The organism is Nocardiopsis sp. NPDC055879, assembly GCF_053615935.1.
This window is the reverse complement of sequence record NZ_JBSHCT010000012.1, coordinates 217,729-231,361: the sequence shown is the minus strand read 5'-3', so window position 1 is coordinate 231,361 and position 13,633 is coordinate 217,729. Positions and strand designations below refer to the sequence as shown.

13 protein-coding genes are annotated in these 13,633 nt (G+C 68.4%); 7 read left to right on the top strand and 6 right to left on the bottom strand.

Annotation, left to right across the window (positions count from 1 at the left end; translation table 11 throughout):
* Window positions 1-141: 141 nt before the first annotated feature.
* Genes ACWGKS_RS16690 through pdhA form a run of 3 tightly spaced genes read right to left on the bottom strand, consistent with a single transcriptional unit; the run spans window position 142 to window position 3,552 of the window.
* A complete protein-coding gene (locus tag ACWGKS_RS16690) occupies window positions 142-1,482 on the bottom strand; it encodes a dihydrolipoamide acetyltransferase family protein (RefSeq protein WP_452523077.1) in 1,341 nt (446 codons plus the stop codon).
* Window positions 1,479-2,465: an alpha-ketoacid dehydrogenase subunit beta gene (locus tag ACWGKS_RS16685; RefSeq protein WP_358508638.1), complete on the bottom strand. Its 987-nt coding sequence runs from the start codon at window positions 2,463-2,465 to the stop codon at window positions 1,479-1,481. The genes ACWGKS_RS16690 and ACWGKS_RS16685 overlap by 4 nt, the downstream gene beginning before the upstream one ends.
* A gap of 1 nt (window position 2,466) precedes the next feature.
* Window positions 2,467-3,552, bottom strand: a complete 1,086-nt coding sequence (pdhA, locus tag ACWGKS_RS16680; RefSeq protein WP_358508639.1) for a pyruvate dehydrogenase (acetyl-transferring) E1 component subunit alpha — start codon at window positions 3,550-3,552, stop codon at window positions 2,467-2,469.
* 384 nt (window positions 3,553-3,936) lie between these two features.
* On the opposite strand from pdhA, the gene ACWGKS_RS16675 reads away from it, so the two are divergent.
* Both ACWGKS_RS16675 and ACWGKS_RS16670 read left to right on the top strand, forming a co-directional pair.
* Window positions 3,937-4,434, top strand: coding sequence for a phosphoribosyltransferase (locus tag ACWGKS_RS16675; protein ID WP_358508641.1), 498 nt, complete (start codon window positions 3,937-3,939; stop codon window positions 4,432-4,434).
* Between the two features lie 169 nt (window positions 4,435-4,603).
* A complete protein-coding gene (locus ACWGKS_RS16670) occupies window positions 4,604-6,262 on the top strand; it encodes a catalase (RefSeq protein ID WP_452523074.1) in 1,659 nt (552 codons plus the stop codon).
* A 77-nt stretch (window positions 6,263-6,339) separates the two neighbouring features.
* Here the strand turns inward: ACWGKS_RS16670 and ACWGKS_RS16665 are convergent, their stop codons facing one another.
* On the bottom strand, window positions 6,340-7,701 hold the full coding sequence (locus ACWGKS_RS16665; RefSeq protein ID WP_358508645.1) for an MFS transporter: 1,362 nt from the start codon (window positions 7,699-7,701) through the stop codon (window positions 6,340-6,342).
* A gap of 304 nt (window positions 7,702-8,005) precedes the next feature.
* Between ACWGKS_RS16665 and ACWGKS_RS16660 the strand changes: the two genes are divergently transcribed.
* From ACWGKS_RS16660 to ACWGKS_RS16645, 4 genes are all read left to right on the top strand, one after another.
* Window positions 8,006-8,233, top strand: a complete 228-nt coding sequence (locus tag ACWGKS_RS16660) for a DegT/DnrJ/EryC1/StrS family aminotransferase (protein ID WP_358508647.1) — start codon at window positions 8,006-8,008, stop codon at window positions 8,231-8,233.
* A gap of 80 nt (window positions 8,234-8,313) precedes the next feature.
* On the top strand, window positions 8,314-9,315 hold the full coding sequence (locus ACWGKS_RS16655) for an ABC transporter ATP-binding protein (protein WP_358508649.1): 1,002 nt from the start codon (window positions 8,314-8,316) through the stop codon (window positions 9,313-9,315).
* Entirely contained in the window at window positions 9,312-10,124 is an 813-nt protein-coding gene (locus tag ACWGKS_RS16650) for an ABC transporter permease (RefSeq protein WP_358508651.1), read from the top strand. Before ACWGKS_RS16655 ends, ACWGKS_RS16650 begins: the two co-directional genes overlap by 4 nt.
* Before the next feature lie 48 nt (window positions 10,125-10,172).
* Window positions 10,173-10,403: a hypothetical protein gene (locus ACWGKS_RS16645; protein WP_358508653.1), complete on the top strand. Its 231-nt coding sequence runs from the start codon at window positions 10,173-10,175 to the stop codon at window positions 10,401-10,403.
* Between the two features lie 162 nt (window positions 10,404-10,565).
* Here ACWGKS_RS16645 and ACWGKS_RS16640 read toward each other — a convergent pair whose 3' ends face one another.
* Window positions 10,566-11,759, bottom strand: coding sequence for a sensor histidine kinase (locus ACWGKS_RS16640; protein WP_358508655.1), 1,194 nt, complete (start codon window positions 11,757-11,759; stop codon window positions 10,566-10,568).
* Window positions 11,760-12,033: 274 nt separating this feature from the next.
* Between ACWGKS_RS16640 and ACWGKS_RS16635 the strand changes: the two genes are divergently transcribed.
* A complete protein-coding gene (locus ACWGKS_RS16635) occupies window positions 12,034-12,690 on the top strand; it encodes a response regulator transcription factor (RefSeq protein WP_358508657.1) in 657 nt (218 codons plus the stop codon).
* A 237-nt stretch (window positions 12,691-12,927) separates the two neighbouring features.
* Here the strand turns inward: ACWGKS_RS16635 and ACWGKS_RS16630 are convergent, their stop codons facing one another.
* Window positions 12,928-13,611, bottom strand: coding sequence for a TetR/AcrR family transcriptional regulator C-terminal domain-containing protein (locus tag ACWGKS_RS16630; RefSeq protein WP_358508658.1), 684 nt, complete (start codon window positions 13,609-13,611; stop codon window positions 12,928-12,930).
* Window positions 13,612-13,633 lie beyond the last annotated feature (22 nt).

Sequence of the window (13,633 nt, the reverse complement as noted above, 5' to 3'; positions counted from 1 at the left end):
CAGCGAATCAACGTGCTTTGGGCGATGTTGCGGGACGGGCGCCCCTACGCCCGTCCCATCCCGTCGGTGGCTTGACTCAGACATTGAGATGCCCCGTCGGGTGCCGACTCCCTCCGGGGCGCTTCCGTTCGGCGTCACCACTTATAGGCGGGCGATGGCCTTGGCCGGGGCCTCCATGGCGTCGGCGACCACGCGCATGAAGCCCGCCGCCGCACCGCCGTCGCAGACGCGGTGGTCGAAGGCGAAGGACAGCTGCGTGATCTTGCGGACCGTCAGCTCCCCGTCGACGACCCACGGACGGTCGATGACGCGGCCGAGTCCGAGGATCGCCACCTGGGGATGGTTGATGATCGCGGCGCTGCCGTCGACCCGCAGTGACCCATAGTTGTTCAGGGTGAACGTGCCACCGGTGAGTTCGGCCGGGGTGGCCTTGCCCTCGCGGGCCCTCCGGGAGAGCTCCTTGATCTCGGTGTCCAGTTCGGCGGTGGTGAGCCGGTGCGCGCCCATGACGGCCGGGGCTACCAGGCCGCGGTCGGTCTGGACGGCCAGGCCCAGGTTGACCCCGTCGTACTGGACGAGTTCCTCGCGCTCGGTGTCCACCAGGCCGTTGAGCTCCGGGTGGGCTCGCAGACCGGCCAGGGCGAAGCGGGCGACGTAGGCGAGCAGGCCGGGACCTTCCGGATCGGACCGGCGTAGGCGCACCAGTTCGGTGGCGTCCACGTCCACCCACACGGTCGCCTCGGGGATCTCCTGACGACTGCGGGAGAGCGAGGCGGCGACGGACCGGCGGAACGCGCCCATCGGGGCCCGCCGGGACTCGGCCAGGCCGGTGCGGGTGTCGACGGTGCCCGGGGCCACCGGGGCCGGGGTGGGCGGGGGAGCGGGGGAGTGGACCGCGATCGGGGCGGACGGGGCCGGAGCGGTGGTGGAGGCACCGGCCGCCTCGATCGCGGAGCTTACGTCCCGTCGGGTGATGAGCCCGCCGGGTCCGCTTCCCTGGATGTCGGTCACGCGCAGCCCGGCTTCCCGGGCCATCTGGCGGACCAGGGGAGAGGTCACCAGGGGGACCCGACGGGTCGGGTTCGCGGGCTGGGATCCACGCGCCGGCGGACGGTCGCGGGGCCTGCGGCGCCGTCCCGTGGCCTGCGCTTCGGGGGTGCCGTAACCGATGAGGACGTTGCCCGAACCCGAGCCGGCGCGTTCCTCCTCGCGGTAGCGCTCACCCGCGGAGTCGGCGGCCGTGCCGGAGTCCACGGTGATGAGCGGCTTGCCGACCGCCATCACCTCGCCCTCCTGTCCGTGCAGGACGGTGACCGTCCCGGCGTAGGGGGAGGGGACCTCGACGATCGACTTGGCGGTCTCGACCTCGGCGATCGGTTGGTCGAGGGTGACGGTGTCGCCGACGGCGACCAGCCACCGGACCACTTCGGCCTCGGTCAGGCCCTCCCCGAGGTCGGGGAGGTCGAAGTTCTGGGCGGTCACTGGTCCTCCCACTGCAGGTCGTCGACGGCGTCGAGGATGCGGTCCACGCCGGGCAGTTGGTACCGCTCCAGCTTGGGCGGGGGGAAGGGGATGTCGAAGCCGGTGACGCGGCGGATCGGGGCGGCCAGGGAGTGGAAGCAGCGTTCGGTGACCCGGGCGACGATCTCGGAGGCCACGCTGGCGTAGCCGCTCGCCTCGGCGATCACGACGGCGCGACCGGTGGAGCGCACGGCGGCGCACACGGTCTCGTCGTCGAAGGGGACGGGGGAGCGCACGTCCACGACCTGGAGGCTGCGCCCTTCCTGCGCGGCGGCCTCGGCGGCCTCCAGCGCGGTGGGCACGGACGGCCCGTAGGCGATGAGCGTGGCGTCGGTGCCCTCTCGGCGGACGACGGCCTTGCCCAGGGCGGGCACGGGTCGGTCGAAGTCCACCTCCTCCTTGGCCCAGTAGAGCTTCTTGGGCTCCATGAACACGACGGGGTCGGGGGAGGCGATGGCCTCGCGCAGCAGGTGGTAGGCGTCCTCGGGGGTGGCCGGGGTGACGACCTTCAGGCCGGGGGTGTGCGCGTAGTAGGCCTCGGAGGAATCGCAGTGGTGCTCGACGCCGCCGATGCCGCCGGCGAAGGGCACGCGGATGACGATGGGCAGACCGACCCGGCCGCGGGTGCGGTTGCGGGTCTTGGCCACGTGGCTGGCGATCTGTTCGAAGGCCGGGTAGGCGAACGCGTCGAACTGCATCTCGACGACCGGGCGCATGCCGTTCATCGCCATGCCCACGGCCATGCCGACGATGCCGGACTCGGCCAGCGGGGTGTCGAAGCAGCGGTCCTCACCGAACTCGGCGGTCAGTCCGTCGGTGATGCGGAAGACGCCGCCGAGCGGTCCGACGTCCTCACCGAACACGTACACGGAGGGGTCCTCGGTGAGGGAGTCGCGCAGCGCCCGGTTGAGCGCCTGCGCCATGGAGAGCTTCTCGGTCGCCATGTCAGTTGCCCTCTCTGCTCAGTTCGTCGGCCAGGAAGGCGGCCTGCTCGTTCAGCTGTGGGGTGGGGTCGGCGAACACGTGCGCGAACAGTTCGGCGGGATCGGGGTCGGTGTTCTTCGCGACGCCCTCGCGCATGTGGGCGGCGACGGCCTCCGCCGCTTCGGCGATCTCGGCCCGCTTGGTCTTGGTGAGCACCCGCTTGCGCTTGAGGTACTTCTCCATGCGCGTCAACGGGTCGCGCTCCACCCACGGGTCGACCTCGCCGCCGTCGCGGTAGCGGGTGTCGTCGTCGGCGTTGGTGTGCGCCTGCATCCGGTAGGTGTGCGCCTCGACCAACCGCGGGCCCCCATCGGAACGGGCCGATGCGACGGCGCGCTCCAGGACGGCGAGGACCGCGGCGGCGTCGTTGCCGTCCACTCGCTCGCCGGGAACGCCGTAGCCGATGCCCTTGTGGGCGAGTGAGGGGGCGGCGGTCTGTCGGGCCAGGGGCACGGAGATGGCGTACTCGTTGTTCTGTACGAAGAACACGACCGGGGCCTTGAACACGGCGGCGAAGTTCAACGCCTCGTGGAAGTCGCCCTCGCTGGTGGCGCCGTCACCGCACAGCGCCATGACGACGGTGTCCTCACCGCGAAGGCGCGCGGCGTGGGCGACGCCGACGGCGTGCAGGAGCTGGGTGGCCAGCGGGGTGGCCTGGGGTGCGACGTTGTGCGCGTAGGGGTCGTAGCCGGCGTGCCAGTCGCCCTTGAGGAGGGTGAGGACCTCGACGGCGTCGACTCCGCGCGCGATGACGGCGGCGGTGTCGCGGTAGGTGGGGAAGAGCCAATCTCCGTCGGCCAGGGCGAGCGCGGCACCGGTCTGGCATGCCTCCTGCCCGTGGGAGGAGGGGTAGACGGCGAGGCGGCCCTGTCGGACGAGGGCACCGGCCTGGTCGTTGACCCTGCGGCCGATCACCAGGGAGGTGTACGCCTCCAGGAGGCGCTGGTTGTCGGGCATCGCGAGCCCGGAGCCGTCGACCGGGGTTCCGGTCTCGTCGAGCAGCTGTAGCGGCCGCTCGGAGGGGAGTAGGCCCTGGTGTTCAGCCATGCTGCAACCTCCTGGTGCGCGGAAGATCTGTATGCGGACATGGTGCTGTTTCCGGCCATCTGTTCGCCACAAACCGGACAGAATCAAGAAAATGTCATGAGGGAAGGACCAATAAGTGACAAAAGGTCTGAATATGTGACCCAGGACACCGCCGCTCGTGGACATGTGGCCCACGACTCAGGGGCGAGTGACCCTCACCCCACGTGTCGACCCATCGATTCGTCCCCACCTCGACTCGTCGCCGAACCGACACCCGGTGGGCTCACCGCGCCGCCATTCGGGTACCCGGGCGTCGTTAGCATGTACCGGTGCGGCGGACGGCCTGACCTGCGAGACGCCGCCGCGAACCGGACAACGCCAGGGCTACCAGGGGGAAACCAGACCGTGAGCGACGAGCGCGAGAACCTGACCTACGAGCTCTTCGGCACCGCCATTCGCGAGATGGCCCAGACGATCGCCGACGACGGGTACGAGCCCGACATCATCCTGTCCATCGCACGCGGCGGCCTGTTCGTCGCCGGTGGTCTGGGCTACGCCATGGACGTCAAGAACCTGCACGTGATGAACGTGGAGTTCTACACCGGCGTCGGCACCACCCTCGACATGCCCGTCATGTTGCCCCCGGTCCCCAACGTGGTGGACCTGAGCAACAAGAAGGTCCTGGTGGCCGACGACGTCGCCGACACCGGCAAGACCCTCAAGCTCGTGCACGACTTCTGCTCCGCGCACGTCGCCGAGGTACGTAGCGCGGTCATCTACGAGAAGCCGCAGTCGCTGATCAAGTGCGAGTACGTGTGGAAGCACACCGACCGCTGGATCAACTTCCCCTGGTCCGTGCTGCCTCCGGTGGTCGAGCGCCCCGACCAGGTTCGCGACGCCTGACCCCACGAATCGGCGTCGGAAGCGTCCAGCCCCGGTGTTTCACGTGAAACGCGGGGCGCTCCTCCCCGTCGACCTTTCCTTCGGCAATTATTCGGTCACCTGGGCATCACTCAGCGCAACCACGGGCAGGGGAGTGAGGGGAACACGACCGACACGGGGGACCGCCGACATGACCGACGTATCCAGCCAGGGGCCCGAAGCAGGCGACGAGCGCGAAGTGCTCACCAATCGCCAGGGCCACCCGGTCTACGACAACCAGAACCAGCGCACGGTGGGCGAACGGGGGCCCGCCACCCTGGAGAACTACCAGTTCCTGGAGAAGATCAGCCACTTCGACCGCGAGCGCATCCCGGAACGCGTCGTGCACGCGCGAGGGGCGACCGCGTTCGGCTACTTCGAGTCCTACGGCAAGTGGGGCGACGAACCGATCGAGCGCTTCACCCGGGCCAGGCTCTTCCAGGGCGCGGGTCGGCACACCGAAGTGGCCCTGCGCTTCTCCACGGTGATCGGCGGACGCGACTCCTCCGAGTGCGCGCGGGACCCTCGGGGTTTCGCCATCAAGTTCTACACCGAGGACGGGAACTGGGACCTGGTCGGCAACAACCTCGCGGTCTTCTTCATCCGGGACGCCATCAAGTTCCCGGACGTGATCCACGCGCTGAAACCGGATCCGGTGACCTTCCGACAGGAGCCGAACCGGATCTTCGACTTCATGTCCCAGACACCCGAGTGCATGCACATGATCGTCAACCTGTTCAGTCCCCGTGGCATCCCCGCGGACTACCGGCACCAGCAGGGGTTCGGCGTCAACACCTACAAGTGGGTGAACGAGACGGGCGACACCGTCCTGGTCAAGTACACGTGGATGCCCAAGCAGGGTGTGCGCAGCATGACCGAGGCCGACGCCGCCAACGTCCAGGCGGACGAGACCGGGCACGCGACCAAGGACCTGCACGAGGCCATCGACCGCGGTGACCACCCCGAGTGGGAACTGCTCGTGCAGATGATGAGCGACGACGAGCATCCCGAACTCGACTTCGACCCCTTGGACGACACCAAGACCTGGCCCGAGCAGGACTTCCCGCCCAAGCCGGTGGGTCGCATCGTGCTCGACCGCAACGTCTCGGACAACTTCGCCGAGAACGAGCAGATCTCCTTCGGTACCGGCGTCCTCGTCGACGGCCTGGACTTCTCCGACGACAAGATGCTGGTCGGCCGCACCTTCTCCTACAGCGATACCCAGCGGTACCGCGTGGGCCCCAACTACCTGCAGTTGCCGGTCAACCAGGCCAAGCACACCGAAGTGCGCACCAACCAGCGCGACGGGCTGATGGCCTACGGGCAGGACCAAGGCGGCGAGAACCCGCACGTCAACTACGAACCCTCCATCACCGGCGGGCTCCGGGAGGGACGGTTCCCCACCCATGACGAGCAGGGGCCGCAGATCCGGGGGCGCCTGACCCGTAAGCGCATCGGCCGCGCCAACGACTATCAGCAGGCGGGGCAGCGATTCAGGCTGATGGAGCAGTGGGAGCGCGACGACCTGGTGCACAACTTCACGGACCTGCTCTCCCAGTGCGTGCGCCCCATCCAGGAGCGAATGGTGTGGCACTTCCTCCTGGTGGAGGACGAACTGGGACTCCGGGTCGGCGAAGGGCTGGGGATCGCGCCCGGTGACGTGGCCGGCATGGAGCCCCTGCGCGGCCAGGACCTCACCGACGAGGACCGGGAGCGGCTGGCGAACCTGGGAGCGAACGGCCCCAGGGACGTGTCCGGGTTGACCATGACCCACTGCGTGCCCAACGAACGCCACGTGGTCGAGCGCTGAGGCGCCGTCCACCGAACGACGGCGCGGCCCCGGTTCGACGGCGAACCGGGGCCGCGTCCCGTGTGAGGGGGCTACGTCTACTTGGCCCCGGCGACCTCCTCGACGTGCAGGTCGACGCCCTGGATGTCCTTCCTCACCAGGGAGACCGCCACGAAGGAGATCACGGACAGGACCACGATGTAGACGCCGATGGTCCAGGAGGCACCGAAGTTGGTCAGCAGCAGTTCGGCGATCATCGCGGCGAAGGCGCCGCCCAGGATGGCGCCGAGCGCGTAACCGATGGAGACACCCGAGTAGCGCACCTCCGCGGGGAACATCTCGGCGTACAGCGCGGACTGGGGGCCATAGCTCAGCCCGAAGGTCAGTGTGAAGACGAAGACGCCGAGGAAGTACATGTAGATGTTCCCGGTGTCGACCATGAACCACATCGGGATTGCCCAGGCGGCGAGTAGGACGTAGCCGATCTGGAAGGTGCGCACCCGGCCGATCCTGTCGCAGATCCAACCCCCGTACAGGGTGGAGATCAGCCAGCCGAAGGACGCCAGGGTGGTCGCGAGCAGGACCGGACCGCGTTCCATGCCCAGACCGAACTCCTCGACCGGACGCGAGGCGTAGGTCGCGAGGAAGGCGATGACCAGGTAGCCGGCGGCGTTGTTGGCGACGAAGATCAGCGCGGACAGGACGACCTCGCGGGTGTTCTCACGGAACAACCGACCCAGCGGGGCGGAGGACTTGGCCCGGCGCTCCTGCATGAGCTCGAAGACCGGGGACTCCTCGACCGTCTTGCGGATGAGGTGACCGATGATGATCAGCACGAAGGACAGCAGGAACGGGATGCGCCAGCCCCATTCGAGGAAGGCGTCGGCGCCGATGATCGCGGTGATCAGCCAGACCACGAAGGTCGCCAGGATCATGCCGCACGGCACGCCGATCTGCGGGTAGGCGCCGAAGTAGCCGCGCTTGTTCACCGGTGCGTGTTCCACCGACATCAGGGCGGCACCGCCCCACTCTCCACCGGCGGAGAAGCCCTGGAGCACACGCATGAGGATCAGCATGATGGGCGCGGCCATGCCGATCTGGGCGTAGGTCGGCAGCAGGCCGATGGCGCAGGTGGCCAACCCCATCAGGATGAGGGTGGCGACCAGGATCTTCTTGCGCCCGAAGCGGTCGCCGAGGTGCCCGGCGACGATCGCGCCGAGCGGTCGGAAGAGGAACGAGATGCCGATGGTGGCGAAGGACAGCACCTGAGCGACGGCGGGGCTGCTCTCGGACAGGGGCGCCAGGAAGAGCGGGGCGAGTACGAGGCCCGCCGCCTGGGCGTAGATGAAGAAGTCGTACCACTCGATGGTGGTGCCGACCATCGTCCCCGCGAGGACCTTTCGCCTCTCCTTCTGGTCGAGTGGCCGGGGGCCGGGGGTCGCGGCGTCGGAAGTCGCCATCAATGCTCCGTATTTCTCAGCCGGCCGTGGCCGGATTCGCTGGCGGGGCCGCGACGCACACTCCGCTCCGGCCGCGACGGGTGTCACGACACGGAGGTATTTGGACGGTATGCGCCTGAGCCCTAGGACACCATGGCATGTGAGTCAGAGCACTTTCTACACCAGGGTCCAAATATTCGCAGCTGGGACCCTATGACCTGACCGAACGGTCGGTGGGGAACCATGGTTGTTCAGGCACTTCGAACACCACGCGACCACGCGGTCACGGTGAAGGGTCGACAAATCCGCACGGCGACAAGTCCACATGCTGAGACGCCGTGGGCGCCCGCCGCGGGGTACGGACGACGGTGCGCTACCCCGCCCGGTCCACCTGACGTCGGGCTCCGCGCACCTGGGGTACGTGCCGGGTTCCCTCCCCGTGACGGAGGCCGTGGCCGAGGAGGTCCTCTCGCTGCCCCTGTACCCCTCCCTCAAGGACTCCGATCAGGAGCAGATCATCACCGCTGCGCACGAATCGCTTGACGCAGTGTGACATCCTCCCGTGGCTGTCATCCGGTTTCCGTGACAGCGCGGTACTTACCCGTGTGAGAGCCGCGCTGTGACAGTGAAGGCATGTCCACACCACCGCTCACCGAACTCGCAGTCGAAGTCGACGGGCTCTGTTACTCCTACGGTTCGTTCCAGGCCGTCAAGGACGTCTCCCTGCGCGCCGGTCGAGGTGAGGTGTTCGCCCTGTTGGGTACCAACGGCGCAGGGAAGACCACCTCGCTGGAACTGATCCAGGGCTACCGGAGGCCGGACGAGGGCCACATCCGCGTCCTCGGCCTGGATCCCTTCCGCGACCGCCGCGACCTGCGTCGACGAACCGGCTTCATGCTCCAGGAGGCCGGTTTCCTCACGGAGATGACCGTCCGCGAGATGACACACCTCTGGAGCTCCATCTCGGGTCGTGTCGACGACGTGGACTCGGTCCTGGAGCGCGTCGAACTCTCCCACCGTGCCGGGGTCCGTCTGGACAAGCTGTCCGGCGGCGAGAAGCGACGCCTGGACATCGCACTGGCGGTGTGGGGCTCCCCCGAGCTGGTGGTGCTCGACGAGCCCACCACCGGGCTGGACCCCGAGTCCCGTCGGCGCCTCTGGTCCATGGTCGACGAGCTGCGGTCGAACGGCTCCACCATCATCCTGACCACGCACTACCTCGAAGAGGCCGAGTCCCTGGCCGACAGCCTGGCCATCATGCACCAGGGACGTGTCGCCGTCGCCGGGACCAAGCGCGAGGTCCTCGCCTCGTACCCGGCCACCATCACCGCCCGCCTGCCCGACGCGGAGGCGGACCGGCTGCCCGCCCTGTCCGCCGTCCCGACCATGGAGCGGTACACCGACGGTTCGGAAGCCTCGCTGCGGATCGAGACCTCGACACTCCAGACGGACCTGACCCTCCTCCTGAACTGGGCGGAGCGCCAACGGTTCACCCTGACCGACCTGCACGCCCAAGCCGCCACCTTGGAGAACCTCTTCCACGCGATCCGGGTGGGAGACGAACGGCTCTCCTCGGACGAGCCGCCGAGCACCGACGCCGAGCACCGCGTCAAGGAGGACGTGACCACGTCATGACGACGAACGAAACGCGCCCGGCCGCCCCGGACCGGACCATGATCCGCTCACGCGGGCGGTTCGCCCTCATGATGGCCTTCACCCTCACCGAACTACGGCTGCTGACGCGTCGCAAGGGCGTGCTCGCGGTCGCACTGCTCCTGCCGATGATGTTGGTCGGTCTCTCCTACCTGGGGCAGCGACCGGAGGGCTCGGAGCAGTGGGGCGCCACACTCGGCGTGTACTTCATGTACGCGCTGATGATGACGCCGTACATGAGCACGGCGACGCAGCTCTCGTCACGTCGGGACACCTTGGTCTACAAGCGACTGCGAACCACGGAGCTGGACGGCGCGGAGCTGATCGCCGCCAACCTGCTCGCGGTCGCGGCGCTCGGCCTCACCCAGATGCTCCTGATGCTGGCCGTGTTCCTGGTGACCGGCGCCCCGGCACCCGAGAACCTGCCGTTGGTGCTGGTCGGGGTCGTCCTGGGGCTGATCCTCGCACCCACCCTGGGCACCTTCATCGTGTCCATCACCGGCAACCACGAGCGCGTCATGTTCACGATGATGCCGCTGCTCATCCTGGCCGTCATCGGCGCCCAACTGCTCGACCACCCGATCGAGATCGTCTCCTGGCTCTCGATCCTCGTCCCCCTCGTCCCCGCGGCGGACCTGATCACCAAGGGCTGGGGCGGCTCGGGAGCCGGACTCCAGACCCTCCCCCTACCGGTGTCGCCGGTGGTCGCCGACATCGTCCTCCTCGTGGGGTGGACGGCGCTCGCGATCTTCGTGACGACGCGTACCTGGCGGTGGGAGCCCCGTTCCTGACCCCCGGGGACGGCGCCCCGAAGCCATCGGACCCACAAGGAGAAGACCATGAACTTCCTGTACGCCCTCTCCGGCCTCAAGCCCGGTACGAGCGTGGCCCAAGAGGTCCTCGTCCAGCTCATCACCATCGGTGTCGTCGGGCTCATCATCCACCTGTTCGTCTCCGACCGGCCGTTGATCCAGATCCTCGGCATGGCGGCCATCCTGGTCTACTCCGTCGGTCGGGTGGTCGTCGTCATCTCCGCCCAACGCGCCGACCGCTCGACCTCCGACCGCTGATCGGGTCCGCGGAGGAACCACCGGGTGTCGCGCTCTACGCGCTACGGCACCGGCTCGGACACGGGTCCGGGACCCTGACGGCCGGCGAGGCACAGGCGGTGGAGGAGTTCTGCTTCCTCACGCGTGCTCTGGGGTCGTCCCTGGGAGAGCGACCGCCGTCGCTCACCACCGACGTCGTGCCGGGCGAGCGGTCACCGCCGCCGGCACCCGGGCCACGAGGGTGAACGTGCCGTCATGCTCCTCGGCGGTCAGTTCGCCCCCGTGTTCGGCGACACGTCGACGCATGCCGACGATGCCGCTGCCCTCGTCGGCTTCGGAGGAGGTGTTCACCGGCGGCACCCCGTCGTTGCGCACCGTGAGTTCCAGGTGATCCCCCTCGCGCGACCAGCGAATGAGGCAGGTCGTCGGGGTCGCGTGCCGCAGCATGTTGGTGACCGACTCGCGGATCACGCTTCCGAAGACCCCGCTCGATCGCTCGTCCACGTCGTCGAAGTCGCCCTCGATCTCGCAGCGCACGGAGGCCGATCGCAGCAGCCGTTCGGCGGCGCGCACCTCCTCGGGCAGGTGGGTGGCCCGACGGTTGCGCACCAGTTCCCGTACGTCGTGTACGGCACCACGCGCGACCGACTGGATCTCCTCCATCTCAGTGCGGGCACGCTCCGGTTTCGCCTCGACGAGCCGTGCCGCGAGTTCGCCCTTGAACGCCACGACCTCCAGGGCCCGGCCCAGGATGTCGTGCAGGTCCTCGGACAGACGCAGCCGCTCCTCGGCGACCGCGAGCCGCAACGTCGCACGCTCCGCGCTGACGGTGCGCTGCCACAGCATGGGACCGGTCGCCTCCCAGTACCCGATGAACATGACGACGAAGAAGGAGAGCAGGGCCTGCTGGCCGCTGTCCGCTCCGGCCTCCTGCGCCTTCACCAGGTACACACAGGTCGCCGCCGCCAACCCGACGGAGAGCGCGTAGTAGGGACCGAGTCGGTTCCGGTACAGCGTGATCACGTCGGCGATCGCGGTTCCCGGCAGCAGCAGCCACATCCAGGGGACGGCGACCCACTCCGTCGCGAACCAGGTGGCCACCAGCGAGACCAGCACCAGCGTCCACGTGATGACCGCCCGGTAGGGCGGCGAGGGCCGCCAGGGCAGGACGTCGAACGTCAGGATGCGCACCAGGAAGAACAGACCGACCAGCGCCACCAGGAACAGGGCCCGGAGCGTCCCGGGAAAGACCGCGATCAGGGTGACCACCGGGACGACCACCACGAACATCATCGTGAGGTAGTGGCTCCTGCGCACGTGACGGAGGACCACACCGTCCGGGGTGATGGCCTCGTCGAGCCGTCGGCGATCGCTCATGGGCCCGCTCCCTGAAGGGTGACGTCGGCGTGCGGACCGATCGTACAAACGATTCCCGGGCAAGGAAGGCGTCGACGGTATGAAGGGCGTCCTCCTCATCTGCGCACCCGACTCGCTCACCCCGTTCCAGGCACTCCTGGGGACCACGTGTTCCACGGGCCCGGCTTCCACGACCAGGACGTGGTGGACATCGCCCGGGACCTCACCGGTCCGTTCACCCCCGCGTGAACCGCCCCGGGACTTCTCTGGCACGCTCCGCGAGGTGGCGGCGATAATGGCCCTACCGTGCGACAGGGCGTCGCACAAGGACGTTCCCGGGGAGGAAGACCTGATTCGCGTACTGCTCGCCGAGGACGAGGCGATGACCCGTGAGGCCATCGCGGCTCTGCTCGATCTGGAGCCCGACATCACGGTGGTCGGCCAGGCGGACAACGGTGGCGACGCCTTCAGGATCGCGTTGGAGTCGCGCCCGGACATCGCCATGCTGGACATCGAGATGCCCGACGGTGGACTCGTGCTCTTGGGAAGACTGCGCAAGCACTGCCCCAACGTGCGCTGTGTCATCCTCACTCGCCACGCCAACCCGGGAACGCTGCGGCGGGCGTTGAAGGAGGGGGCGACCGGCTTCATCGCCAAGAGCACGTCCGCCCAGAGCCTGTCCAACGTCCTCAGGCGCGTCGCGGTGGGGGACAGGTACGTCGACCCCTACTTGGCGGCCGACGCGCTGGCGGAGCCGAGCTGTCCACTGAGCGAGCGGGAGCTGAGCATCCTGGCCGAGGTCGACCAGAGCACCACCACCAAGGACATCGCCGCCAAGCTCCATCTGGCCAACGGCACCGTGCGCAACTACCTATCGGGGATCCTGGAGAAACTCGACGTCAAGACCCGTTACGAGGCCGCCGAGCTGGCGCGTGAGGCGGGCTGGATCTGAGCCGCCGGCGCCCAGGCCGTTCAGGAGGACATGAGCGTCACTCTGGACGAGGGTGTCGACGCACCGAGCACCATCCCCCGCAGCATCACCATCTCCATCACCCTCGATTGCCAAGAGCCGTCGAGTTTCCTTCCCAACGGTTCGGGCCGGCCACCACACGGAGGCCGGCCCTCCACGCGTTCGTGGACACTTGTCGACATGACGACGCGCCTCGTTGTCGACATGACGACCCGAGGGTCACCCACGGAGTCGTGCCTCGGCTCCCGTCAGGATCAGGTCCAGGGCCTGGTCGAAGTAGGTGTTCTCCACCGCCAGGGCGTCGGCCTTGGCCACCGCGGCGGAGACCGCGCCCTCGTGACCCTCGGGATGGTCGGTCTTGGCCACCCGCATGGCCACGGCCGACGTGGCCGCACCGAGAATCTGGTTCGACACCGCCCTGATCATGACCGCCTGACCCTCCTCGTCGGCACCGGACCCCTGGATCGCCTCGACGATCCGCCGTGACAGGGCGATCGCGTTGGGGCCGAGCAACGGTCTCGAACCGGCGAACTCGGCGGCCCACGTATGCTCGGTCAGGGCCATGTAGAAGCGGCGTGCGGCCTCCTTGATCGCGAGGTCCCAGGGCACGTCCGCGCCGGGGAGAGCCGAGGCGGCCCCCGCGAGGATCTCGTCCACGGCCAGGTCCACCAGATCCTCACGCCGCTCCACGTACCAGTACAGACTCGTCGCGTGCACCTCCAGTTCGGCGGCGACCTTGCGCATGGTGAGAGCCGAGGCCCCATCGCGGTCGAGTAGGGCGATGGTCCCTCCGACGATGCGGTCCCTACTCAGTGCCGGCTTCGCACGGCGTTTGCGCGGCGAGCGTTGGAAGACGCTCTCGAACTGCTGCTCGGATCCTGTATCAGCCATGCTCGACAGCATATCCGCAATCCTACGTTGTATG